This is a genomic window from Flavobacteriales bacterium (genome assembly GCA_020635795.1).
Lineage (GTDB): Bacteria > Bacteroidota > Bacteroidia > Flavobacteriales_E > Vicingaceae > Vicingus.
Map to the genome: position 1 here is coordinate 546832 of JACJZD010000001.1, position 22028 is coordinate 568859.

A 22028-nucleotide genomic window follows, 5' to 3' on the forward strand; every position below is an offset into this window, starting at 1 on the left:
AATTTAAATCTTGAAAAACCAAAGATAAAGAAGAATATTATAAATGAGCACTTAAAATCTTATTCAATTGCATTGCTCTATTTTCAATAGAGTGTTCATTTAAAGTTCTGTGTTGACCTGCTTGAGCAATTTTTTTTCGTTCCGCAGGGTTTTCGATTAACCATTTTACTTTTTCAATACATTCTTCTACTGTTTTGTATGTAATAATTTCCTTATCTGGTTCAAACAATTCAGTAATATTATCTTTCCAATCAGTTACTAAACATGTTCCTACTCCTGTAGCTTCAAATAGTCGAATGTTACCAGCACATTTATCAGCAACTTCTCCATGTATGTTAAAACAAATATTTGATTTTGCTAATAATTGATACATTTCTTTTCCAAAGACAGGAGGTTTTGAACTTTTGATAAGCTTTTTTGAATAAAAATTTATAGATGAATCTCCAAAGGATTTATTTTTATTTAAAATAGGGATAAATTCGATTATTTTACCCAATCTTAATTTTTTTAAGGTGATAATAAGGTGATAAAATATTTTCTTGACAAATATTTTCTTGAAAGATTCCAAATTACCATATATGTCAATATTAATTCCTGATTTAAGCATAGACTCTAGGTATTCTATTCTACTTTTATGAAAGCCAGATCCAGAGTATAGTGATCCGGAAAATAAAAATTCAGTTTCTGGAAAACGATTATTTTCTTGAACACTATCCAATATAGTAGATTCAAAACCATGATACATCAAATGTGAATTGATGCCTAATTTATCAAACTCTTTTTTTAAACAGGGAATACAAGTAAACATAATATCGAAAAGCTTAAGTTTTTCGATAAGATTTTCATTAAAAGGCGCACAATGATGTCCTACAAATAATTTAATTGATGGGACTTCTTTTAATAGCATGGTTTTCCATTCCAAATCAACTAATGATAAGTCATCAATCCATACTACTTCGGGTTTAAATTGTTTTATTTGTTCAATAATTAATAGGTTATTGGAAATGTTAGGTGAAATATTATTTTCTTTTCTCCAAGCATTTTGTAGTAACGTTGCATTTGAAATTATTTCGATAGCCTCAACTCCTATTTTTTTTAGATTTTTTACATAAGCACTTGCTATTTCAATAGAGTCTTCAGTTAACAATTGATGTTGCTCTTTGTATGGTAATAATAAAGCTTCAGGATGTTTGCTGTAGAAGCTTTTGATGTATTGTGGGTAGTTATTAGTAATTCTTATAAATCTATAATTCATTGGTTATTAATTTATTGTCGATTTTATTGAAATTGTAATTAACAATTAGGATGAAAATCATCCAAAATTCGCCTGTGTTATAGATTGCTCCGGAAGTTAAGGTGTTTAAAAAATAAAAAATACCTAACAAAACTAGAAAAATAGGTATACTTCTATTTAGTAAGTTTTTAAAAAATAAAAAGAAAATAGGAAGAAGTAAAATGGAGCCAATTATTCCAGTCGAAATTAAAGCATCTAAAACAATATTATGAGCATACATTTTTGATTCAACGACTAAAAAATGAGACCCAAAAAATGGTTGGTCAACAAATTGATAAAGGGCATCTTTTAATATTTTTAAACGAGTTACAGTACTATCTTCAGAAGTAACATGACTTATTCTATAAAGTAAAATATTATTGCCTCCAAAATTATTCTTAAAAAATAAACTAGCAATATAGTTTGTAAGGGCTGCTAAACTTATTACAATAAACAAGTAGAGATAATTTAGTTTTATCTCCTTTTTTCTGTAAAATATCAAGAATAAAAAAGTCAGTATTGTAAAAATAATAGCACCTCTAGCAGCTGTAGATAACAGAAGGAACCAGCCTATGAAAAAAAATAAATAATTATAAATGCTTTTATTTAAATTTATTGAACTTAAAATCAGTAAAAGGCTAGAAACTATTGCAATACTTATTGAATCTAGATAGTCTATTTCATTTCGAGTTAAAGTAAATCTACCAACTAGATGATTGACGAAAAATTTGTCAATAATTAAAATAATTAGGAAGCATAGACTTATTATTTTAAGGTATCTTAATAGAATTTTTTCTAAATAATTATAATCAATTTTATTCATGCTCATTATTGCTAAAATTGGAATGAATGTGACACCAATTGAATATAGATAATAATAGTTTTTTGATAATGATGTTAATAAATGAAGGTTATGAATTTGGAGGTCAAAAAAAATTCTAAGAAGATAAAGACACCAGAATAGTAGAAATAATAATAAAGCAACATTTCTAAAAGTATTAAATTTTAATATCCTATTTTTTTTGTTAAGAATGTTTTTTAATATTAAAAAGAAGGCAAATGATAAATTAAGGAATCTATATGTTTGGCTAACAGAACCATTTTGAATTTCGAATATGAAGTTTATTAAAGCAATTACAGGGAAAAGAAAGACGAACGATAGAATAAATAAGCTATTGATTTTACTTTCATTAAGATTGTTAAATATGGATAGTTTCATATTCATTAATGATTGTTTAGGGAGTCAGATTCATTTAAAACCGTATAATATAACACAATAAATAGTACAATTCCTCCAGTTATGAAACAAGTTAATAGAGGAGCACTTAACATTATAAAAATGTAGCTAAAAAATAAACCAAGGTATTCAGCCCCTAATTTAAAACAATTAAAAATACCAAAAAGTGTAGCAAAAATAAATGAAAATAGAACTACGCCAAAGTACCCTAAATTCATAAATCCATCAGATACAATTCCATTATTTGCAAAAACAGTAGGTTCATTCCAATGTATTTTTGTTAATAAATACCCAACAGGCATATCATAAGGACTTTTACTGAATAGGTTAAAAAAATGACTTTCAGCAAAATAAAAAGGTTTTCCCTCAAAAAATTCAAAATACCATTGTGTTAGAAGAGATGGAATGAAAAAGAGTCTATTTACAAAAGTTCCTTTAAATATTGGTTCTTCAAAAAACAAAAAATCCAAGATGGGAGAGATTAAGAATAATGCTAACAGAATGTAGAAGAAAAATTTAATTTTTGTAATATAATCCTTGCCTAAAAAGAAAAATGAAAGAACAATAAATGTAGTGAAATAAACCGCTTTGTTGCCGGAAATAACATATAAATAGAGCAAAGCAATGATTAATAGAACTACGGTTTTATAATTTTTTTTGATTAAAAAATAGATGATACCTATTGGAATTATGGTCTTTACTTCAAAATTATAAATGTAACCCAGATATCCAGTTAGTTTTTCTGAAAATAACTCTCTAGTGCTATATATATCTTTTAAAAACAAAGTGTTAAGGTTTAATGAAATATTAAATTTTAACACTAATGGTATCAGTAACCCAATAGATAAAATAAAAAGAGTTATTTTTCTGCTAATGTCAGAAAGGTTAAGAACAGGAAAATTAAATTTTATATATGGGGAAACTGCAAAAATGCTAACAAATAAAACGTTAGATATAAATGGAGCTATATTTCCATTACTAAAAGAAAAATAGATGGCATTAGGAATATAGAATAACAATAAAATTATTAAGTAAACTACGTATAGAAAATGACTGCGTGAGTAGAAAAAATAAGAAAGAAGAACAAAACCTAGAAAAATAAGTTTAGTAACAATATATTTTAATGTGTTAAAATTAAGAACAAAGCCTAAATGGTTAAAATAATCTGTTATGAAATTAAAATAGTATAACTCTAAAATTAAATAGGAAATCAGTAACAAGGTTTTTAGTTTAAAAAAATCCATTGCTGAAGAAAATGTTGTCGATATATATAATCTTAATGATGAAAACATTACAAGAAGTTAATTTTTCAATATTTTTTGTTCGTATGAATTAACAATATTAAACAGCATAAAACAATTTATTAAACTCATGATTACTTCTATACCAACATATATTTTAATAAAATCAATAAGTTCAATTTTTGTAAAAAATAGTAAACAACAAATAGAACCAAAATAGGTGATTTGCCAAATGCTATTCAATTTGATTTTATCAAAGGTAATATATACTGAAGAAAATGTTGAAGTAATAAAATTCACAGAAAAACTAAAAATTAAAATTTTTGAATAAATACTTGAAAGGATGTAGTTCTCGCCAAAAATCAACTTAAACAACTCATCACCGAATAAAAATAAAACAATGGCTTCTAACGCTATAATTCCGATTAGTAAATAAAAAATATTAAGTAAATCCTTTTTAATGCTAATTAGCTGATGTTTTTTTTCTGTCATTTGTTGAAACAACACCTGAGCAATTGTAGCAGAAATAAAAATTAAAGGGATTGACAAAATCATTCGAGATAAATCAAGATAACCTACCGCTTCGGTGGAATAAAATTTATTGATAAACAAGAATGGTAATAAGCTTGCAGCAGAACTTAAAAGAGTGGGTACAACATTGTATTTTGGGTAGTCAATGTATCTTTTTAGTACGATAATAATGTCATTTTTTGTAATGGTGGTTGTACTAAAGTTATGTTTAAAAATTTGACCAATACCACTTATTACATTTGAGAAATTACCAACGAAATCACCAACAAATAAACCTCCTGGAATTTTTAATAAACCTAACGTAACTTGAGTAGTACCCTCAACGGCTCTTCTAACAATTTTGTTTATAGAGCTAGCCTTAAATGCCTTTTGACGAACTAGCCAATAATTTAAACTTTGGTAAAAGCTAAATAGAAAGCTTGTAATTGGTAATAAATAAATAAAGTTCTCATATTTAATTGGTAAGCCAATAAAGTTGATAATTGAATCTTTAAAAAGAACAATAGTTAATAAAATCAATATGTTAAAAATTACACTGATAATAAAGGTTAAGCCTAGAATATTTGCGGCATCATTATCTTCTTTTGGTAGAACTATAGTTGCTTCATACCTGAATGAAGATACAATGGTAACCATACTAAAAATACTAAGAAAAACAGCCATAGCACCAAAGTCTTCAGGTGTATATATTCTTCGTAAAAAAGGATGGAGTATCAATGGAATTGCTTGAGCAACAACAGTTCCGCTAATTAATATCAGCGTGTTTTTTGAGAAATCAGATTTTGGAAAGAAACGTTTCAATATTTGTTATTATTCAATGAACAAAATTGTGTTTAGTCACCACAATTACAATTTTCTTTAGCATTTGTTAGTTCAAAATTTCTTAATTCGGCAGTACCTTCTTTACTACAACCTTCACACAATTCGCAATTTTCTATGTAAACAACAATGGTTTGTTTGTTTGGTAGGGTTGAGGTTATGTGGTATTCTGGACAAGGTTTTCGTTGGGTAGCACTTTGTTTAAAATCGACATTAGCATTTTTAAAGAATTTAGCATTTAAAAAGTCGAGAGGTATGGAGTTACACTCCAATTTACATTTTAACTCATCGCTAATTTTTATTTCAGTTTTTTCAAGAAACTCTAAAATTCTACCTTCGGGTAACCACGATGGTCTGTCGCTATTTCGGTAAAGTGTAGCCCAAACAATTACACATCCTAAACCAAATCCTATTAAATAATACTTTAATCTTCCTACAAAATTCATATCTGCTATAATTACATTGCCATTAATAACAAATTAATGTCTTTGTAAGGCAAACTAAATGTCTCGGCTAAATATTTATTGGTTAAAACGCCTTTGTATAAATACACCCCATTTTGAATACCAGAGTAAGATTTAATCATGGCTTCTAAACCACCATAATCTCCAGTATCAATTAATGTTGGAGCAATTACATTACTTAAAGCGTTTGAAGCAGTTCTAGAAAAACGAGAAGCAATGTTTGGAACACAATAGTGGATAACACCGTGTTTAACAAAAACTGGGTTTTTATGGCTGGTAACTTCTGATGTTTCAATGCAGCCACCTTTATCAATACTGATATCCACAATCACACTTCTTTCTTTCATGTTGCTAACCATGTCTTCGGTAACAACAATAGGTGCTCTACCAATTTTATTACTGATTGCACCAATTACCACATCAGCAGTTTTTAATGCATTGGTTAAAACATTAGGTTGGATAACTGAGGTGTAAACTCGCTGACCTAAAACATCCTGTAAACGTCTTAATTTATGGGTGTTGTTATCGAATATTTTTACTGTTGCACCCAATCCTAGAGCCGATTTTGCAGCAAATTCTCCAACAGTTCCTGCTCCAAGGATAACTACATCGGTTGGAGAAACGCCTGAAATACCACCAAACAATTGACCTTTTCCGTTTGTAGAGTTGCTTAAATATTCTGAAGCAATTAAAACTGCCGCATTTCCAGCAATTTCACTCATGGCATTTACAATGGGTAAAATACCTTCTGGGTCTTTAATAAAGTCGAAAGCAATGGCTGTAATTCGTTTGGAGATTAATTTTTTCAAAAAATCTTTTGGTTGAATAGGCAATTGTAAGGCAGAAATTAACAACTGACCAGTTTGCATCATGTCAATTTCTTCTAGTGTTGGTGGTTCAACTTTTAAAATTAAGTTCGATTTGTAGATTTCTTGAGTGCTGTAAACAATTTGAGCACCTACTTCGCTATAATCTTTATCACTAAAACTTGAGCCTTCTCCAGCCCCAGTTTCAATAATTACTTCATGTCCGTTATTAACCAAAACATTAACCGCATCAGGTACTAATGGGATTCTTCGTTCTTGTAACGAACATTCTTTAGGTATTCCAATTTGTAAACTGCTTTTTTTCTTTGCTACTTCCAACATTTCCTCTTGAGGCATAAAACCTTGGGCAAGAGATTTCAACAATTCGTCTGAAGTTGTCATGGTTTAGTTTTTGGGTTTCTACAAAGATAAAAAATACTCGATACTAAACAATAAAATAGTTGATAGATGTTTTATTGTATCCAGTTCACCATAGTCAGTCCTGGCACTTCCAGCTTCTGACTTCCAACTTCGGACTTTTTTCTCTCAATCAACTTCAATAATTCTAAAATTGTTTTCGTCTTTGTTGATGGTAACTTTTACCACATCATCTGGCAACATGTTGGGGATTTTTTCAGGCCATTCAATAAAACAATAATTGCCGCTGTATAGGTATTCTTCATACCCAAAATCAAGTACTTCACTTTCGTCTTTTATCCTGTAAAAATCGAAATGATAAATGGTGTTGTTTTTATCCGTTTTATATTCGTTAACTATTGAAAATGTTGGGCTAGAAGTAGATTCTGAAACGCCTAATTTTTTACAAAGTTGTTTGATTAGAGTGGTTTTTCCATTACCCATTTCGCCATAAAATAGAACTACTTTATGATTGAATTGGTTAATTAATTTTTCAGAAATCAAGTCTAAATCGTCAATGCTTTTTGCAACAAATTCCATGTACTGATAACTTATTTTTTTGGAGATAGTTTAACGATAGGTAACAACATTTCTTCTAACGATATTCCACCGTGTTGGAACGTATCTTTATAATATTTTACATAGTGATTGTAATTGTTTGGGTAAGCAAAAAAGTCTTCGCCTTTGGCAAAAACAAACGATTGACTCACATTGATTTTTGGCAAATGAGCATCTTGTGGATTTTTAACCTCAAAAACTTCTTTTGCATTGTAATTTAAGGTCTTTCCTTGTTTGTATCTCAGGTTGGAGTTCACTTCTTTGTCACCAACAATTTTTACCGCATCTTTTACTCGAATAGAGCCGTGATCGGTGGTAATAAATAATGTCCCGCCACGCGCAGCAATTTCTTTTAATGTGCTAATTAATGGAGAATGTTCAAACCACGATTTTACTACCGAACGATATGCTGATTCATCAGCAGCTAATTCTTTAATAATTTGTGTGTCGGTTCTGGCATGCGAAAGCATATCGACAAAATTGTATACAATTACGTTAAACGGGTTGTTAAACAAACTAGGAATGTCGCCTAATACTTTGTTGCCATAACTTAAGTTTAATACTTTGTTGTACGACGTTTTTACGTTTAACTGATTACGTTTTAACTGCTCATCAATAAAAAACTGCTCTTCTAAATTTTTTCCGCCTTCCTCATCATCATTCGACCACTTATCAGGAAATCGTTTTTCAATTTCGCTAGGCATCATACCTGCAAAAATAGAGTTACGCGCGTATTGGGTAGTGGTTGGCAAAATACTGTAATAGATGTCTTCGGTATCTATCCAAAAGTGTTCAGTTATAAAAGGTTTTAGTACTTTCCACTGGTCTAAACGCAAGTTGTCGATTAAAATAAAAAATACTGATGAATCGCCTTTTTTTAATTCAGGAACAACATATTGTTTGATTAAATTTTGTGACATTACCGGAGCATCTTCTGGATGTGCTAACCAATCAAAATAATTTTGTTCTACATATTTTCCAAACTGTTGGTTGGCTTCATTTTTTTGCATGTGCAAAATTTCGTCCATACCTGTTTCTTTCGATTTATCTAATTCTAACTCCCAGTAAACAAGTTTCTTGTAAAGTTCTGCCCAGTCGTTATAATCTAATCGTTCGTTTAGCATCATACCAATGTTTCTAAACTCTTGTTGGTATTTTGAGGTCGATTTTTCGCTAATTAATTGATTGGTGTTGAGGTTCTTTTTTATGGACAATAAAATTTGGTTGGGGTTCACTGGTTTTATCAGGTAATCCGATATTTTTGAACCAATGGCCTCTTCCATAATGTATTCCTCTTCGCTTTTGGTAATCATAATTACAGGCAACGAAGGGTGTTTTGCTTTAATAATTTCCAAGGTTTCTAAACCACTTAAGCCGGGCATGTTTTCATCTAAAAACACCAAATCAACACGATTAGCCTCTAAAATCTCTAAGGCATCATCGCCACTTTGAGTGGATAAAACAGTGTAACCTTTTGCTTCTAAAAATAAAATGTGTGGTTTTAATAAATCTATCTCATCATCTGCCCAAAGTATTGTTATTGCATCCATTTTTTAGTTTTAAAAGGTTAAAAAAACATTTTTTCTTCTCCCGATGGCTATCGGGACAAAAGTAGTATTTTTGACGCATCTTTAACGCATAAAATTAATTACACATTATCAGTCTTCGATTCATTTTTATATGTCGTCAGTAAATAAAAAGAAAATATTTAACGATCCCATCTATGGCTTTATTACAATTCCGTACGATATAATTTTTGATTTAATCGAACATCCTTATTTTCAGCGTTTAAGAAGAATAAAACAATTGGGGCTTACGCATGTGGTTTATCCTGGTGCTTTACACACAAGGTTTCATCATGCCATGGGAACCATGTATTTAATGACCAAAGCTGTTGAGGTAATTCGTTCTAAAGGCATTGACATTACTGAAGAAGAAGCTCAAGGCGTTTGTATTGCTATTTTGTTGCACGACATTGGTCATGGACCCTTTTCACACGCTTTGGAACACAGTATTGTAAGTGGAATTTCGCATGAGGAAATTTCTACCTTGTTTATGGATGAGTTGAATAAGGAGTTTAAAGGAAAACTCGATTTAGCATTGAAAATATTCAGAAACGAATACAAAAAGAAATTTTTACATCAATTGGTTTCTAGTCAGTTGGATATGGATAGGTTGGATTACTTGCGTAGAGATAGTTTTTTTACAGGTGTTTCGGAAGGTGTAATTAGTACAGACAGAATTATAAAAATGCTAACTGTTAAAAATGACGAGTTAGCCATTGAGGAAAAAGGAATTTATTCGATTGAAAAATTTATCATTGCTCGCCGATTGATGTATTGGCAAGTGTATTTGCACAAAACGGTGCTATCTGCAGAGAATTTGTTGGTGAACATTTTAAAACGAGCAAAAGAATTGGCAGCCAATAAAGTGGAGTTGTTTTGTACTCCTGCTTTTAAAACATTTTTGTACAACAATTACGATTTAGAAGCCTTTAACCAAAATCCATCATTGCTTAAAACCTTTTCGGAGTTGGACGATTATGATATCATGACTTCGGTAAAAGTTTGGCAAGACCACGACGATAAAGTGTTAGCTACCTTGTGTAAAATGATGGTAAACCGAAAATTGTACCGAATAGCTTTGCAAAACAAACGCTTTGATAAAGCTGAAGTGGAAGAAGTAGCTCAAAAAGTAGCTGATAAATACAAGTTGAATAAAAATGAAGCCAGTTATTTTGTATTTCAGGGGAGTATAGTAAACAATGCCTACAACTCTAAAATGGACAAAATAAACATTTTGCTTAAAAACAATACGGTTTTGGATATTACCGAAGCTGCTGATACCTTGAGTATAACCGAAATATCGAAGCCCGTAAAAAAATGGTTTTTGTGTAGCCCTAAAGTATAATTACACTTATTATATTTTTTACCACATAGGCACATAGAATTTAAATTAATGAAAAACAGGATATTGTAAGTTAACAATAGGTTTCTCCCGATATATCGGGAGACTATGATTTTCTTTAAACTTCTTTGATGGTTTGTGATAAATAGAAACTATGTATCTATGTGGTTATTTTTATTTTGTAAAATAGTAAGATTGATTTTAGTGCAATAAAATAACTTTTTTTTGAGTTCAGCTGAAATTAAAAATTAATTTTGGGCATGCAAAAAACACTAGTACTCATAATTGATAGCTTTTACTTTTTGTTTAAACGCTTTTTGCCGCTAAAAACCTACCGCTATGCTGTTTGTGGAGGTAGCAATGTGGTGTTAGACATGTGCTTGTACTTTTTATGCTACAATTTTGTGTTACAAAAACAAAATGTTGATTTGTTTTTTGTGGTGTTAAGTCCACACATTGCTTCCTTGTTTTTTGTGTTTCCCATTACTTTTTTTACAGGTTTTGCATTAAACAAATACATTACTTTTCAGGATTCTAACATACCGGGCAGGGTACAACTGTTTAGGTATTTAATGGTAGGTTTAAGTGGCTTTTTGTTGAGTTACTTGTGTATGAAATTATTGGTAGATGTGTTAGGCATTTACCCAACACCTTCTCGTTTTCTAACCATTGTTATAGCTGTTATTTACAGCTACATTTTACAAAACAAGTTTAGTTTTAAAGTGATTGAGGAGTAATACTTCTAAACGAAATATTATCTTCACTTTTTTTAAAATAATTCTTTTAACAAATTAATTCGTTTAGTTGCTTTTGGAATTTCTTTTTCAAATTCAATGTTTGGGTCTTTAATAAATTCATATTCATTAATTTCACCTAAATATTCAATGATAAAATTACGTTCAATAAATGTTCTTTCTTTTCTACCTGACATAGAAAAGTCTCTTTTCCCATTTATATTTATTTCAATAGGCTTATTAGCTTCAAGGGCACATAATTTAAAGTTGTCTCTTTTTGGAAGACCTATTTCCCATTCATCCCAAATTAAATTAATATTTATCAAATTAGAACTTTCAAATCTAAAACATTTCCAAAGAAAAGGATAAAGACTTATTTCTCCTGTTTTAATATATTCTATTCGATTTAAAAACTCTCTTTTCAAACTATGCTTTTTTAGTTCGTTTGAAAATTGATGATCAGCATAATCAAATATTTTCAAATATTTGAACTTCTCAAGAATTTCACTTTCAGAGCCTGAATTATAATCGATTAATAAAATCAGATTTATATTATTTAAACTCGAAAATTTAAGTTTTGATTTGTTCAATTTTAATTTTTCGTTTTCAATATATCCCGATTTTGAAATGATTTTTTCATACCATTGAGTTTTTTCCTTTCTTTCAGAAAATGATTTTTCATCCTTCCCGTATTCATATGAATTGTCAAATATTTGAATAATATGGATTGGTCTTTTGGATTTCATTTTAATTGGTATGTAACATTCGAATAAATACATCGATGTATTTATTCACTCAGTTTACTTTCAAATGTAATAATTAAAATTAGTTGGTTTTTATTTAGCTTTAGCTAAGTTTTCAGTAACCCTAAATTTTACAATTTTCTCAACCAATTTTAGTGGTATAGGTTGGTTTAAAGGAAATTGTACAGCACCTTTCGAGTTTTTAAAAGATGCAATTTCATCGGCAAAAGCTATTAAGCCAGATGGAGCAGGGTAGAAACCTATATGGTTTTTATACGCTGCAAAATGAACCAAATTGCCATTTAAATAAAAAGTTGGCATGGCATAACTTATTTTTTCGGAGGCTTCAGGCGCAGCTTTCTTAATGGTTTCTTTTATTTCCTTTAACATGGTTTGCACCTCTGTGGGAAAGGTTGCTATGTAATCATCAATACTTGTCATTTTGTTTTCCCTTTTCCAATCAAATACTGGGCTGCTTGTACATTACTAAAACCATACGTTTTCATGCTATCAGCTATGCTTGGGTTGGTTGTTATGTAATCGGTAACAGTAGCATCGTTGTATTTGTACAACGAGCTGTTGGAGTTTTTTCGGTAAACATATAAATACTCTTTATCAATAACAGCTAATTTATCGTCGTTACAAAAATAGGTGTAAGGGCGGTGGTGGGTAAATAAATCAACACCCAAGGTATTGTTGGTGTAAGGCAATTGTACTAAATTCATCAATGTTGGAAAAACATCTATTTGTCCGCCAAATTGCTCAAAAGCTTTGGGTGTTTTTATTAGTTCAGGTGCATAAATAATAAAAGGCACGTGGTTGTAACTCAAGGGCACATCAAATTTGGCATCCATAAAAGCACCGTGGTCGGCAATAAACACAAACAGGGTATTGTTAAACCAAGCTTGTTTTTTTGCATTGGTAATAAATTGTTTAATCGACCAATCAGCGAATTCAACAATTTGTTTTTTTATGTCGTTAGGTTTTGGTGTAAAATATTCAGGTATCACATAAGGTCCGTGGTCGCTGGCGGTCATCATTACAGTTAAAAAAGGTTTGCCTTTTTGGTGTAATTCGTCCAGCTTCGGAATGGCAAATTCAAACAAATAATCGTCGGGCACTCCCAAAGTACTTTCTACTCGGCTGCTAGGGTAATCTTGTTGCGAAATAATTTGTTCGTAATCGTTGCCTCGTAAAAAGCCACCAACATTATCAAACTGGTCGTCGTGTGTGGTAAAATAAACGGTAGAATAACCCAAGTTTTTCAAGGTTGTTCCAATGCCATTAAATTGAGGAATTTCAACGCCTTTCATGGGGTGTTTGGTAAACAATGCAGGGTAAGAAAATAGGGAGCTAAAAATACCATTAAAGGTATGTGTTCCAGCACTGTAAATGTTGTCGAAACTATATCCGTGTTCTGCAATACTGTCTAAAAAAGGAGTGAGCTTATCGGGGTTGCCGTATCTGCCCATTTTAGCAGCACTCATGCTTTCCATTATCACCAGCACAATATTAGGAGGGTTAGGGTTTATGCTGTCAGGTCTTACTTCATCTGCAATAGGCGAAAATTCATTGCCCGTTCTGTTTAAAAATGTTTGTACATTTTTAATGGCAAATTCTTCATCCATAAAGTTTATACGGTCTGCTTTGTCTTTGCTGGCATCGAGGTAGCTTCGTAAAAAAGTAAACACAGGGTTTAATCCCAATTGGTTGGGAAAAGCATAATTGCTAAAATAAGCTGTACCCACTCTTATTGGTGATTTTGATTCTAATCGCCCTCTAATTCCTAAAAATATGAGTGCTAAAGTTATTAGGGAAAAACCAATGGTAATGCTTCGACTTTTTACGGTAAAAACTGTTTTTGTAGATGGAATTTGATTAAAAACGACTTTATTCAATAGTTTAGCGTACAGATAAATTGAAATGATAATGGGAAAAATTACCCACCAAAAACTAAATTCTTGAAAAATCATGGAAAACATAAACTGGGTGTTGTCAGCCCATTGCAATCCTGCTACGGTAAATCTCGAAAAAAAATGGTGAAAATAGCTTAAATCAATACCGCAAAGAACAAACGAAATGGAAAACAACAGCAGCAAATAAATTTTGGTAATTTTTTGAATGATAGGATGTTGTATGTTTAATTGGTAAAATAGCAACATTAAAAAAGAAGGTAAAAACATGATGTAACCAGTAATCACCACATCAAATCGTAAACCCATAAAAAATGCTTGAACTATAATACTCAATCGTTCATTACTTGAAATAGAGTTTAGATAATTCAACTCCATAAAAAACAAGATGAGTCGAAATACAAAAAATACCGCTAAACTTAAAAGGTAAGCCTTTAAAATAAAACGAAATGGGGCAGGAATATTTTTTTTAAATGTGTTGAAAATCAAGATAATTTCTAGTTTGAATATGGAGCAAAGATAAAAATTCATTTTCCTAAACAACCAAAAGTTAAAAACTCCTTTTTAAAAATTAGTAAAATAATTTACAAACTCTTATTTTTGGTGCTTATGGAGTTTTCAGCGAAACAAATTGCAGACTTACTCGGTGGAATAATCGAGGGAAATGCTGAGGTAAAAGTGAACAAGTTGAGTAAAATTGAAGAGGGCGTACCAAGCTCTTTATCTTTTTTAGCCAATCCTGCATATCAAGAACATTTGTATGTTACTGATGCTTCAATTGTAATTGTAAACAAAGATTTTACTCTCGAAAAAGCTGTAAAAGAAACCTGTACTTTGGTTAGAGTGGATAATGCTTATGAGTGTTTCGCTAAATTGTTAGAAACCTACAATCAAATAAAAAATAATAAAAACGGAATTGAGGCTCAATCTTTTGTCGCTGATACGGCTAAAGTTGGTGAAAACGTTTACATTGGCTCATTTGCTTATGTTGGCGAAAATGCCAAAATTGGTAACAACGTAAAAATATATCCAAACTCCTTTGTTGGCGATAATGTGGTGATAGGGGATAATACCTTGATTCATCCAGGGGTTAAAATCCTTCAAGATTGCCAAATAGGAGCTAACTGTACATTACATTCGGGTGTAACTATTGGTGCTGATGGTTTTGGTTTTGCTCCAAACAGCGAGAACAATTATAAAAAAGTACCACAAATTGGCAATGTAATTATCGAGGATTATGTAGAAATTGGTGCAAATACTTGTGTAGATAGAGCAACATTAGGTTCAACCATCATTAAAAAAGGAGCAAAATTGGATAACTTAATCCAAATTGGTCACAATGTGGTTGTGGGAGAAAATACGGTGATAGTTTCGCAAACTGGAATTGCAGGTTCTACCAAAATTGGTAAAAATTGTATGATAGGTGGACAGGTTGGTATAGTGGGGCATTTAATTATTGCTGATGGAGTTAAAATTGCTGCCCAATCTGGTGTTGGTTCTAGCATTACTGAAGAAGGTGCAATTGTTCAAGGCTCGCCAGCTTATGCAATTGGCGAATACAAACGTTCGTATGTTGGTTTTAGAAAACTACCAGAGATATTAGACAGATTAAGTGAACTAGAGAAAAAGATAAAATAACTGAAGATTTAAAAAGTTATGGGAAAACAAAAAACGTTAAATAGTGCATTTTCAATAATTGGTGTGGGGTTACACACCGGAACTAAAGTTAAAATGACGGTTAATCCTGCTGATGAAAATCACGGATTTAAATTTAAAAGAACCGATGTTGAAGGACAGCCAATTATTGATGCAGATTGCGATTTAGTTGTTGATACTTCAAGAGGAACTACGCTGGAGAAAAATGGAGTAAGAATACATACTACCGAACATATTTTAGCTGCATTAGCTGGTCTTGAAATTGACAATGCCTTAATTGAATTAGATGGTGCTGAAATTCCAATCATGGATGGAAGTGCTTACCCATTTGTGCAGTTGATTCAGAGTGTTGGAATTAAGGAGCAAGATGCAGATAAAGACTATTTTGTAGTTACAGATAATTTAACTTACGAAGATTTAGAGCGACATACAGAAATGTTGGCTGTTCCTCAAGAAACGTTTCGATTAACGGTAATGGTTGATTACAACTCGCCATTGTTGGGTACTCAGCATGCACACATGTATCATATTGGTGAATTTGTTCCAGAAATTTCGAAATGTAGAACATTTGTATTTTTAAGAGAAATCGAATTTTTAGCAAAAAACGGATTAATAAAAGGTGGAGATATCGATAATGCCATCATTTTAGTGGATACTGTTCTACCACAAGAGAAATTAGACGAAATAGCTGATTTATTAGGAAAACCTCATATTAAAGTTCAAGAAGCAGGTATACTTAATAATTTAACCTTACATTTTCAAAACGAACCAGCTCGACATAAATTATTAGACATTGTTGGCGATTTAGCATTGGTTGGAAAACCAATTAAAGGACATGTTTTAGCTGCTCGTCCAGGACATAAAGGAAATGTTGATTTTGCAAAAATCATTAAACAGGAAATAAAGAAAAAAGAAAAAAACAATTTGGTTGAATTTGATTTAACCAAAGAACCTATCTATACCATTACCGATATTGAGAAATTATTGCCTCACCGTTATCCATTTTTATTGGTTGATAAGATTATTGAAATGGATGAGGATTCTATCGTTGGCGTTAAAAACATCACCTTTAATGAGCCTCAGTTTACAGGTCATTTTCCTGGAAACCCTGTAATGCCAGGTGTTTTAATGGTTGAAGCAATGGCTCAAGTTGGAGGTATTTTTGCGTTAAGCACAGTGCCAGACCCTGAAAATTATTTAACATTTTTCATGAAAATTGATCGTGTTAAATTTAAACGTAAAGTGGTTCCAGGAGATACCATTGTGTTTCAGTTACATTTACTTACTCCAATTCGTAGAGGTATTGTACACATGGACGGAAAAGGATATGTTAATGGTCAGTTAGCCGTAGAAGCAGAGCTAATGGCGCAGATTATAAAGGAGAAGAAAGAAGAGGTTAAAGAAGTAGTAGTTCAATAAAATATTACTATTTTTGGGCAAATTAGAAACTTTATGGATAAATATCCTTTAACAAATATTCACCCAAGCGCAAAAATTGGCGAAAACGTTGTAATCGAATCTTTTTCTACCATTTATAATGATGTGGAAATTGGTGAAGGGACTTGGATAGGACCAAATGTAACTATTTTTGAAGGAGCTAGAATTGGTAAAAATTGTAAAATTTTTCCTGGTGCAGTAATCTCTGCAATTCCTCAAGATTTAAAATTTAATGGAGAAGTAACCACAACTGAAATTGGTGATAATACCATTATCAGAGAGTTTGTTACCGTAAACCGTGGTACAGTTGATAGAATGAAAACTGTTATTGGGCAAAATTGTTTGTTAATGGCTTACGTTCATATTGGTCACGATTGTATTGTTGGAAACAACTGTATTTTGGCAAATTGTGTTAATCTCGCAGGGCATGTGGAGTTAGAAGATTTTGTAATTATTGAAGGAGTAGTTGGATTACAGCAATTTGTAAAAGTTGGTCAGCATTCATTTATAGGGTCAGGATCTAATGTTCGAAAAAATGTACCGCCTTACGTAAAAGCAGCTAGAGAGCCGTTGAGTTATGTTGGGGTAAATTCGGTGGGTTTAAGACGAAGAGGCTTCTCAACTGACACCATCTTGCAAATAGAAGATATTTATCGTTCTATTTATGTAAAAGGATTGAACTTGTCGAATGCCGTTAGAGTAATAGAGCAAGAAGCACCACAATCAAAAGAAAAAGAAATCATATTAAAATTTATAGCGGAGTCAACCAAAGGAATGATAAGAGGTCCGCTTAATTAATCAGTAAAAACAGTATTTAAAATGGCAACTACAGCAGACATAAAAAACGGATTATGTATTAGATATAACCATGGTTTATATTCAATTGTTGAATTTCAACATGTTAAACCAGGTAAAGGTCCAGCTTTTGTTAGAACAAAATTGAAAAATTTAACTACCGGAAAAGTATTGGATAATACATTTACTGCAGGGCATAAAATTGAACCAGTTCGTGTAGAAAGAAGAAAATATCAATTTTTGTATAGCGAAGAAAATGGCTATCATTTTATGAATCAAGAAACCTATGAGCAAGTATTTATAAGTGAAGATTTAATTGATGCTCCTAAGTTTTTAAAAGAAGGAGAATTGGTTGAAATCGTTTTTAATGCCGAAGATGAGCAACCATTGATTTGTGAATTACCAGCTTACGTTGAATTAGAAATCACTTATTCAGAGCCAGGTATAAAAGGAGATACTGCTACAAATGCTACAAAACCTGCAAAAGTTGAAACAGGAGCAGAGGTAAGAGTGCCTTTATTTATTAATACGGGCGATAAAATTAAGTTAGACCCTAGGACTGGAGCTTACTCCGAAAGGGTAAAAGCTTAATTAAATAAATAACATCTTAAAAGCCTCTTGAAAAAGAGGCTTTTTTTATTCAGTTGATTCGCTTTTTGTTAGTTTTGTACTATAAATATCTATTATGAACAATCAAATTTTATTGTTATTCAATATTGGAGGTGGAGAGCTGTTTTTTATAGTTCTTATTATCATCATGTTTTTTGGTTCAAAAAAAATCCCAGAACTAGCTCGTGGATTGGGTAAAGGAATAAAAGAATTGAAAAATGCTACCAACGATATTCAGCAAGAAATTAAAGATAGCACAAAAGATATAACAAAAATTAAGGATGCTGTAAATGTGGAGAAACAAGTAAAAGATTTGATTATAAATTCGGAACAGAAACAAGAAGAAATTAAAGAAGAACCTCCTCAACCAACTCAACCCAATACGGTGTCTCGTTCTACTCCAACTTCAGTAAACACATCAAACACCGAAACAACAAACTAAATGGAGTATGTTTTACTTATTGCAGGGTTAGTTACCTTAATTTTTGGAGGTGATGCTCTTGTAAAAGGAGCGGTAGGTATAGCATTAAAATTCAATATTTCATCTTTGGTTATTGGTATGACGGTAGTAGCGTTTGGAACGTCTATGCCCGAATTGTTGGTGAGTATAAAAGCTGCAATTGAAAACCATCCAGAAATTGCTATTGGAAATGTGGTTGGCTCAAACATTGCAAACATCGCTCTAGTTTTAGGGTTAACAACCATGATTTTACCTATTCCAGTTAAATTTTCCACCGTTCGGGTAGATTGGCCAATAATGATGATAGCCTCAATTCTTTTTTATCTGTTTATTTTAAATGGTGTAATTGAATGGTGGGAAGGACTCATTTTTAGTGCTGGGATTCTTTTATTTACCTACCTAACAATAAAAAAATCATCAGTAACAGTAAACCACGATAAAATTGAAGATATACAAGAAGATGAGTTAGAAGAAGTTGAGAAGAAAGCATACGGATTATTGAAAAGTATAATGTTTGTAATAGTTGGTATTTTGGGATTAACTTTTGGTGCAAGTTGGTTACTAGATGGAGCAGTGCAAATTGCTCAAAATTTTGGGTTAAGTGAGCATGTTATTGGTGTTACCATTGTAGCTTTTGGGACAAGTGTTCCTGAATTAGCTACATCTGTTGTTGCTGCATGTAAAAAAGAAACCGACATTTCGGTAGGAAACCTAATAGGTTCAAACATCTTTAACATTTTGGCTGTTTTAGGTTTTACAGCATTAGTTAAGGAGATTCCTGTTAGCAATCAAGTTATTACCAATGATGCGTATTGGATGCTAGGAATATCGCTGTTATTATTTCCGTTGATGTATTACAAATACAATATTAATAGGTTAAAAGGGTTAGTATTATTTACTTCGTATTTGGTGTACTTGTACTTTGTTTTAAAGTAAAGATAAATTTGATTTTTTTGTGATTTAATTGTTAAATTGCAACAATAAATAATGATTTGAATAGAATAATTAACATATTATTTCTTTTAATATCTGTCGTTGGTTTTTCTCAAAATCCAAAGGATAACATCAACTTTAAAAAATTCAACACAAAATTTCTTGAAGAGTTAATTGAACAAAAAATTAACGAACAGCGTGAATCTAAATCGGTACAAAAATTTAAGAAAGATGATATTCTTCGATTAGCTGCTGCCGACCAATCTGAACACATCCTAAAAACAGGAAAAGTAGAACACGAACAACCTAACAAAAAGAAATTAACCCCTTTTGATAGAGTAGTTTTTTATGATGGCTTACATGCCGAAGTTGGTGAAAACTGTATGCAAACTGTTTTAGGTGCTAAAGTTAAAATTCCGGGAACCAATACTAGAATTACTCTAAAATCGTACGAAGATGCCGCAGAGGCTTTTGCTTCGGCTTGGCTTAATGCAAAAGAAAGTCCTCAAGTGGTTCTAAACAAATCGTATTACAATGTCGGTACAGCTATAAGTTTTGATGCTAAATCAAAAAAAATTGTTGCTACTCAGGTTTACGGTTCTGAGCCATTTATATTGCCTAATGGCGTAAAGCCAGATAGAGATGATTATAAAATTGAACCATACAATAAAGATAAATGTGCCGAATTAGAAAAGAATTTCCCTTATTTACCAGAGTTGATGTCGGATAATATTTTCTACAAAAACGGACAACTTTATTTCTTTTTTCATGATTTAGAGTTGTTTAAAAATGTAATGTCGGCAGGTAATGATGCCATTGCAATCGATATTATTTCACGCACTCAGTTTTCATGCGAAACAGGCAATCGACTATACCCTTCAAAAATTCATAGTGGTATTTTATTGCCACCAGTTAATAAAAACTATTTGTTGAGTAAAAATGAGTTGAAAGATCAAGGTCAATTAGAGGTTTCATTAGGTCCAATTCCATCTTATATCGATACCAATAATGTGGAGTTTACCTTGTTGATTATTAAAAGCAATTGTTTGTGTCAAACCATTGTTTACAATAGCTTGGCTGGAGATAATTTAAAATCATTGAATTTGGGTTTTATTATTGATACGCTCTCGGTAAGTAACAAAGCCGATTCGGTTTTAAACACATTAACTTTTACTGTTCCATTTGAGCGTAATAAATACGATTACAAAATGGAAGATATTGAGCCTTTTTTAGATTCAATAAGTTTAAATCGTTACGATTTGAAGAAAATTGAAATTTTGGCGTATTCTTCTATCGAAGGAAATCAAAAAGACAACAAAACTCTCCAAGAAAAAAGAGCGAACAGCATTTTAAAAATAATTAAAAATTATAAGCTTCAAGAAGTTGAAACAGCAATAAAAACGGAAGAAAATTGGGATGGGTTTTTTAATTCAATCAAAGGGTCGCCCTACGAAAAACAATTTGCTGGATTGGCAAAAGAGCAAATATTAAAAATTGTGAATACCGATACGCTGGCAATAAACATGGAACCTTATTTGGAAGACCAGCGGAAGGCAGTAATTAAGTTAACAGTAGAGAAAATTTATATGGATACTGCCTTGTATGAAGGACTTCCTTTAAAGTTTAAACAAGCCATTAAGAGTAAGGATTATAAAAAAGCGAAAATATATCAATCCATACTTTTTAGTGCGGTTAAAGAAGGTAAAGTTGACTCAGATGATGTGTTGAAACTTACCATTCCTCATTACAGAGAAACGGTGTCATTAATCAACAATCAAATCGCATTTAGGTGGTATTACAACGATACCGAAAACCGTGATAGTTTGAATGAACAGTTGTTAAAGGAGTTAAATATTCAATCGTTAATTGACCCTTCAAATCCATACATAAATTACAATAAAGCAACTGTAAAATTGTTGCTTTGGTCGGAAGATTATGCACGAGAATCTGATCCAAAATACCTTTTAAAAGATATTAAACAATTGTACGGAACAGATATTGAACCTTACCGTGTGCATCAATTGGTGTTAAATCACAACATTATCTCTGCTGATTATTATTACGAAACAAAAAAATTTAAAGACCGGGATAAATCCTTGTTAGAAGTTAAAAAAATGTTGTTACAATCGCAGCTTACTAAAGAACAGGTTGTTTTAATTAGCGATTATTTTATATTTCAGATGCGAATAAGTTGGGCAATTGAATTAATGAAACCATGGGTTATTCGACCTGATATTGACGAAGATTTTTTATTTAGCTTTATTACCATTGCGGTTTACGATACCAAGTTGGTTCCAGAACAAGAATACATTGATTTGTTGTTAAGAGCCAAAAACATGAATGAACAACGCTTTTGCAAATTGTTTGGATATCCGAACATGAGCTTTCAACAATTAAAGAACAATGCCATTAAAAAGAGTTTTTGCGAAACATGTCGTTAAAGACAGAAGACAGAGGTTGGAAGAAGGAAGTCAGAAGACAGAAGTTGGAAGTCA

General features: G+C 31.5%; 20 protein-coding genes. 9 read left to right on the forward strand and 11 right to left on the reverse strand.

The window, feature by feature from the left end:
- Positions 1-37: 37 nt before the first annotated feature.
- From H6589_02340 to H6589_02375, 8 genes are all read right to left on the reverse strand, one after another.
- Positions 38-1255 (reverse strand): glycosyltransferase, encoded by a 1218-nt coding sequence (locus H6589_02340; GenBank protein MCB9173422.1) that lies wholly within the window; start codon positions 1253-1255, stop codon positions 38-40.
- The gene (locus H6589_02345; GenBank protein MCB9173423.1) at positions 1245-2096 is read right to left on the reverse strand and encodes an O-antigen ligase family protein; all 852 of its coding nucleotides are present in this window, start codon (positions 2094-2096) and stop codon (positions 1245-1247) included. The genes H6589_02340 and H6589_02345 overlap by 11 nt, the downstream gene beginning before the upstream one ends.
- Before the next feature lie 401 nt (positions 2097-2497).
- On the reverse strand, positions 2498-3754 hold the full coding sequence (locus H6589_02350; GenBank protein MCB9173424.1) for an oligosaccharide repeat unit polymerase: 1257 nt from the start codon (positions 3752-3754) through the stop codon (positions 2498-2500).
- A gap of 57 nt (positions 3755-3811) precedes the next feature.
- Positions 3812-5083: an oligosaccharide flippase family protein gene (locus tag H6589_02355; GenBank protein MCB9173425.1), complete on the reverse strand. Its 1272-nt coding sequence runs from the start codon at positions 5081-5083 to the stop codon at positions 3812-3814.
- A gap of 32 nt (positions 5084-5115) precedes the next feature.
- Positions 5116-5547 carry a hypothetical protein gene (locus H6589_02360; GenBank protein MCB9173426.1) on the reverse strand — a complete coding sequence of 144 codons (432 nt, stop codon included), beginning with the start codon at positions 5545-5547 and terminating at the stop codon, positions 5116-5118.
- An 11-nt stretch (positions 5548-5558) separates the two neighbouring features.
- A complete protein-coding gene (locus H6589_02365) occupies positions 5559-6773 on the reverse strand; it encodes an alanine dehydrogenase (protein ID MCB9173427.1) in 1215 nt (404 codons plus the stop codon).
- Positions 6774-6917: 144 nt separating this feature from the next.
- Entirely contained in the window at positions 6918-7328 is a 411-nt protein-coding gene (tsaE, locus tag H6589_02370) for a tRNA (adenosine(37)-N6)-threonylcarbamoyltransferase complex ATPase subunit type 1 TsaE (protein ID MCB9173428.1), read from the reverse strand.
- Between the two features lie 11 nt (positions 7329-7339).
- Positions 7340-8896, reverse strand: coding sequence for a PglZ domain-containing protein (locus H6589_02375; GenBank protein ID MCB9173429.1), 1557 nt, complete (start codon positions 8894-8896; stop codon positions 7340-7342).
- Positions 8897-9026: 130 nt separating this feature from the next.
- Here H6589_02375 and H6589_02380 point away from each other — a divergent pair, with 130 nt between their 5' ends.
- Positions 9027-10256: an HD domain-containing protein gene (locus H6589_02380; GenBank protein ID MCB9173430.1), complete on the forward strand. Its 1230-nt coding sequence runs from the start codon at positions 9027-9029 to the stop codon at positions 10254-10256.
- A 257-nt stretch (positions 10257-10513) separates the two neighbouring features.
- Positions 10514-10990, forward strand: a complete 477-nt coding sequence (locus tag H6589_02385; GenBank protein MCB9173431.1) for a GtrA family protein — start codon at positions 10514-10516, stop codon at positions 10988-10990.
- Between the two features lie 32 nt (positions 10991-11022).
- On the opposite strand, the gene H6589_02390 is transcribed toward H6589_02385, so the two are convergent.
- The 3 genes from H6589_02390 to H6589_02400 all read right to left on the reverse strand — a co-directional run bounded on the left by H6589_02390 (position 11023) and on the right by H6589_02400 (position 14021).
- Complete coding sequence (locus H6589_02390) at positions 11023-11733, reverse strand: hypothetical protein (GenBank protein MCB9173432.1); 711 nt, start codon at positions 11731-11733, stop codon at positions 11023-11025.
- A gap of 90 nt (positions 11734-11823) precedes the next feature.
- Positions 11824-12171, reverse strand: a complete 348-nt coding sequence (locus H6589_02395) for a DUF1801 domain-containing protein (protein ID MCB9173433.1) — start codon at positions 12169-12171, stop codon at positions 11824-11826.
- Positions 12168-14021 (reverse strand): sulfatase-like hydrolase/transferase, encoded by a 1854-nt coding sequence (locus tag H6589_02400; protein ID MCB9173434.1) that lies wholly within the window; start codon positions 14019-14021, stop codon positions 12168-12170. Before H6589_02400 ends, H6589_02395 begins: the two co-directional genes overlap by 4 nt.
- Before the next feature lie 231 nt (positions 14022-14252).
- On the opposite strand from H6589_02400, the gene lpxD reads away from it, so the two are divergent.
- From lpxD to H6589_02435, 7 genes are all read left to right on the forward strand, one after another.
- Entirely contained in the window at positions 14253-15281 is a 1029-nt protein-coding gene (gene lpxD / locus H6589_02405; protein MCB9173435.1) for a UDP-3-O-(3-hydroxymyristoyl)glucosamine N-acyltransferase, read from the forward strand.
- Between the two features lie 18 nt (positions 15282-15299).
- Positions 15300-16718 (forward strand): bifunctional UDP-3-O-[3-hydroxymyristoyl] N-acetylglucosamine deacetylase/3-hydroxyacyl-ACP dehydratase, encoded by a 1419-nt coding sequence (locus H6589_02410; protein ID MCB9173436.1) that lies wholly within the window; start codon positions 15300-15302, stop codon positions 16716-16718.
- Between the two features lie 33 nt (positions 16719-16751).
- On the forward strand, positions 16752-17534 hold the full coding sequence (gene lpxA / locus H6589_02415; GenBank protein ID MCB9173437.1) for an acyl-ACP--UDP-N-acetylglucosamine O-acyltransferase: 783 nt from the start codon (positions 16752-16754) through the stop codon (positions 17532-17534).
- Between the two features lie 21 nt (positions 17535-17555).
- Positions 17556-18122, forward strand: coding sequence for an elongation factor P (gene efp, locus H6589_02420; protein ID MCB9173438.1), 567 nt, complete (start codon positions 17556-17558; stop codon positions 18120-18122).
- A gap of 94 nt (positions 18123-18216) precedes the next feature.
- The gene (locus tag H6589_02425; GenBank protein MCB9173439.1) at positions 18217-18582 is read left to right on the forward strand and encodes a twin-arginine translocase TatA/TatE family subunit; all 366 of its coding nucleotides are present in this window, start codon (positions 18217-18219) and stop codon (positions 18580-18582) included.
- Positions 18583-19536, forward strand: a complete 954-nt coding sequence (locus H6589_02430) for a calcium/sodium antiporter (GenBank protein ID MCB9173440.1) — start codon at positions 18583-18585, stop codon at positions 19534-19536.
- A 56-nt stretch (positions 19537-19592) separates the two neighbouring features.
- Positions 19593-21974, forward strand: coding sequence for a hypothetical protein (locus tag H6589_02435; protein MCB9173441.1), 2382 nt, complete (start codon positions 19593-19595; stop codon positions 21972-21974).
- The last annotated feature ends 54 nt before the right edge of the window (positions 21975-22028 follow it).

Coding starts and splice junctions, on each gene's coding strand:
- H6589_02410 (MCB9173436.1), top strand. CDS start 15,300: ATGGGAAAACAAAAAACGTTAAATAGTGCATTTTCAATAATTGGTGTG.
- H6589_02340 (MCB9173422.1), bottom strand. CDS start 1,255: ATGAATTATAGATTTATAAGAATTACTAATAACTACCCACAATACATC.
- H6589_02375 (MCB9173429.1), bottom strand. CDS start 8,896: ATGGATGCAATAACAATACTTTGGGCAGATGATGAGATAGATTTATTA.
- H6589_02425 (MCB9173439.1), top strand. CDS start 18,217: ATGAACAATCAAATTTTATTGTTATTCAATATTGGAGGTGGAGAGCTG.
- H6589_02345 (MCB9173423.1), bottom strand. CDS start 2,096: ATGAATAAAATTGATTATAATTATTTAGAAAAAATTCTATTAAGATAC.
- H6589_02395 (MCB9173433.1), bottom strand. CDS start 12,171: ATGACAAGTATTGATGATTACATAGCAACCTTTCCCACAGAGGTGCAA.
- H6589_02365 (MCB9173427.1), bottom strand. CDS start 6,773: ATGACAACTTCAGACGAATTGTTGAAATCTCTTGCCCAAGGTTTTATG.
- H6589_02360 (MCB9173426.1), bottom strand. CDS start 5,547: ATGAATTTTGTAGGAAGATTAAAGTATTATTTAATAGGATTTGGTTTA.
- lpxD (MCB9173435.1), top strand. CDS start 14,253: ATGGAGTTTTCAGCGAAACAAATTGCAGACTTACTCGGTGGAATAATC.
- lpxA (MCB9173437.1), top strand. CDS start 16,752: ATGGATAAATATCCTTTAACAAATATTCACCCAAGCGCAAAAATTGGC.
- H6589_02380 (MCB9173430.1), top strand. CDS start 9,027: ATGTCGTCAGTAAATAAAAAGAAAATATTTAACGATCCCATCTATGGC.
- H6589_02430 (MCB9173440.1), top strand. CDS start 18,583: ATGGAGTATGTTTTACTTATTGCAGGGTTAGTTACCTTAATTTTTGGA.
- tsaE (MCB9173428.1), bottom strand. CDS start 7,328: ATGGAATTTGTTGCAAAAAGCATTGACGATTTAGACTTGATTTCTGAA.
- efp (MCB9173438.1), top strand. CDS start 17,556: ATGGCAACTACAGCAGACATAAAAAACGGATTATGTATTAGATATAAC.
- H6589_02385 (MCB9173431.1), top strand. CDS start 10,514: ATGCAAAAAACACTAGTACTCATAATTGATAGCTTTTACTTTTTGTTT.
- H6589_02390 (MCB9173432.1), bottom strand. CDS start 11,733: ATGAAATCCAAAAGACCAATCCATATTATTCAAATATTTGACAATTCA.
- H6589_02350 (MCB9173424.1), bottom strand. CDS start 3,754: ATGGATTTTTTTAAACTAAAAACCTTGTTACTGATTTCCTATTTAATT.
- H6589_02400 (MCB9173434.1), bottom strand. CDS start 14,021: ATGGAGTTGAATTATCTAAACTCTATTTCAAGTAATGAACGATTGAGT.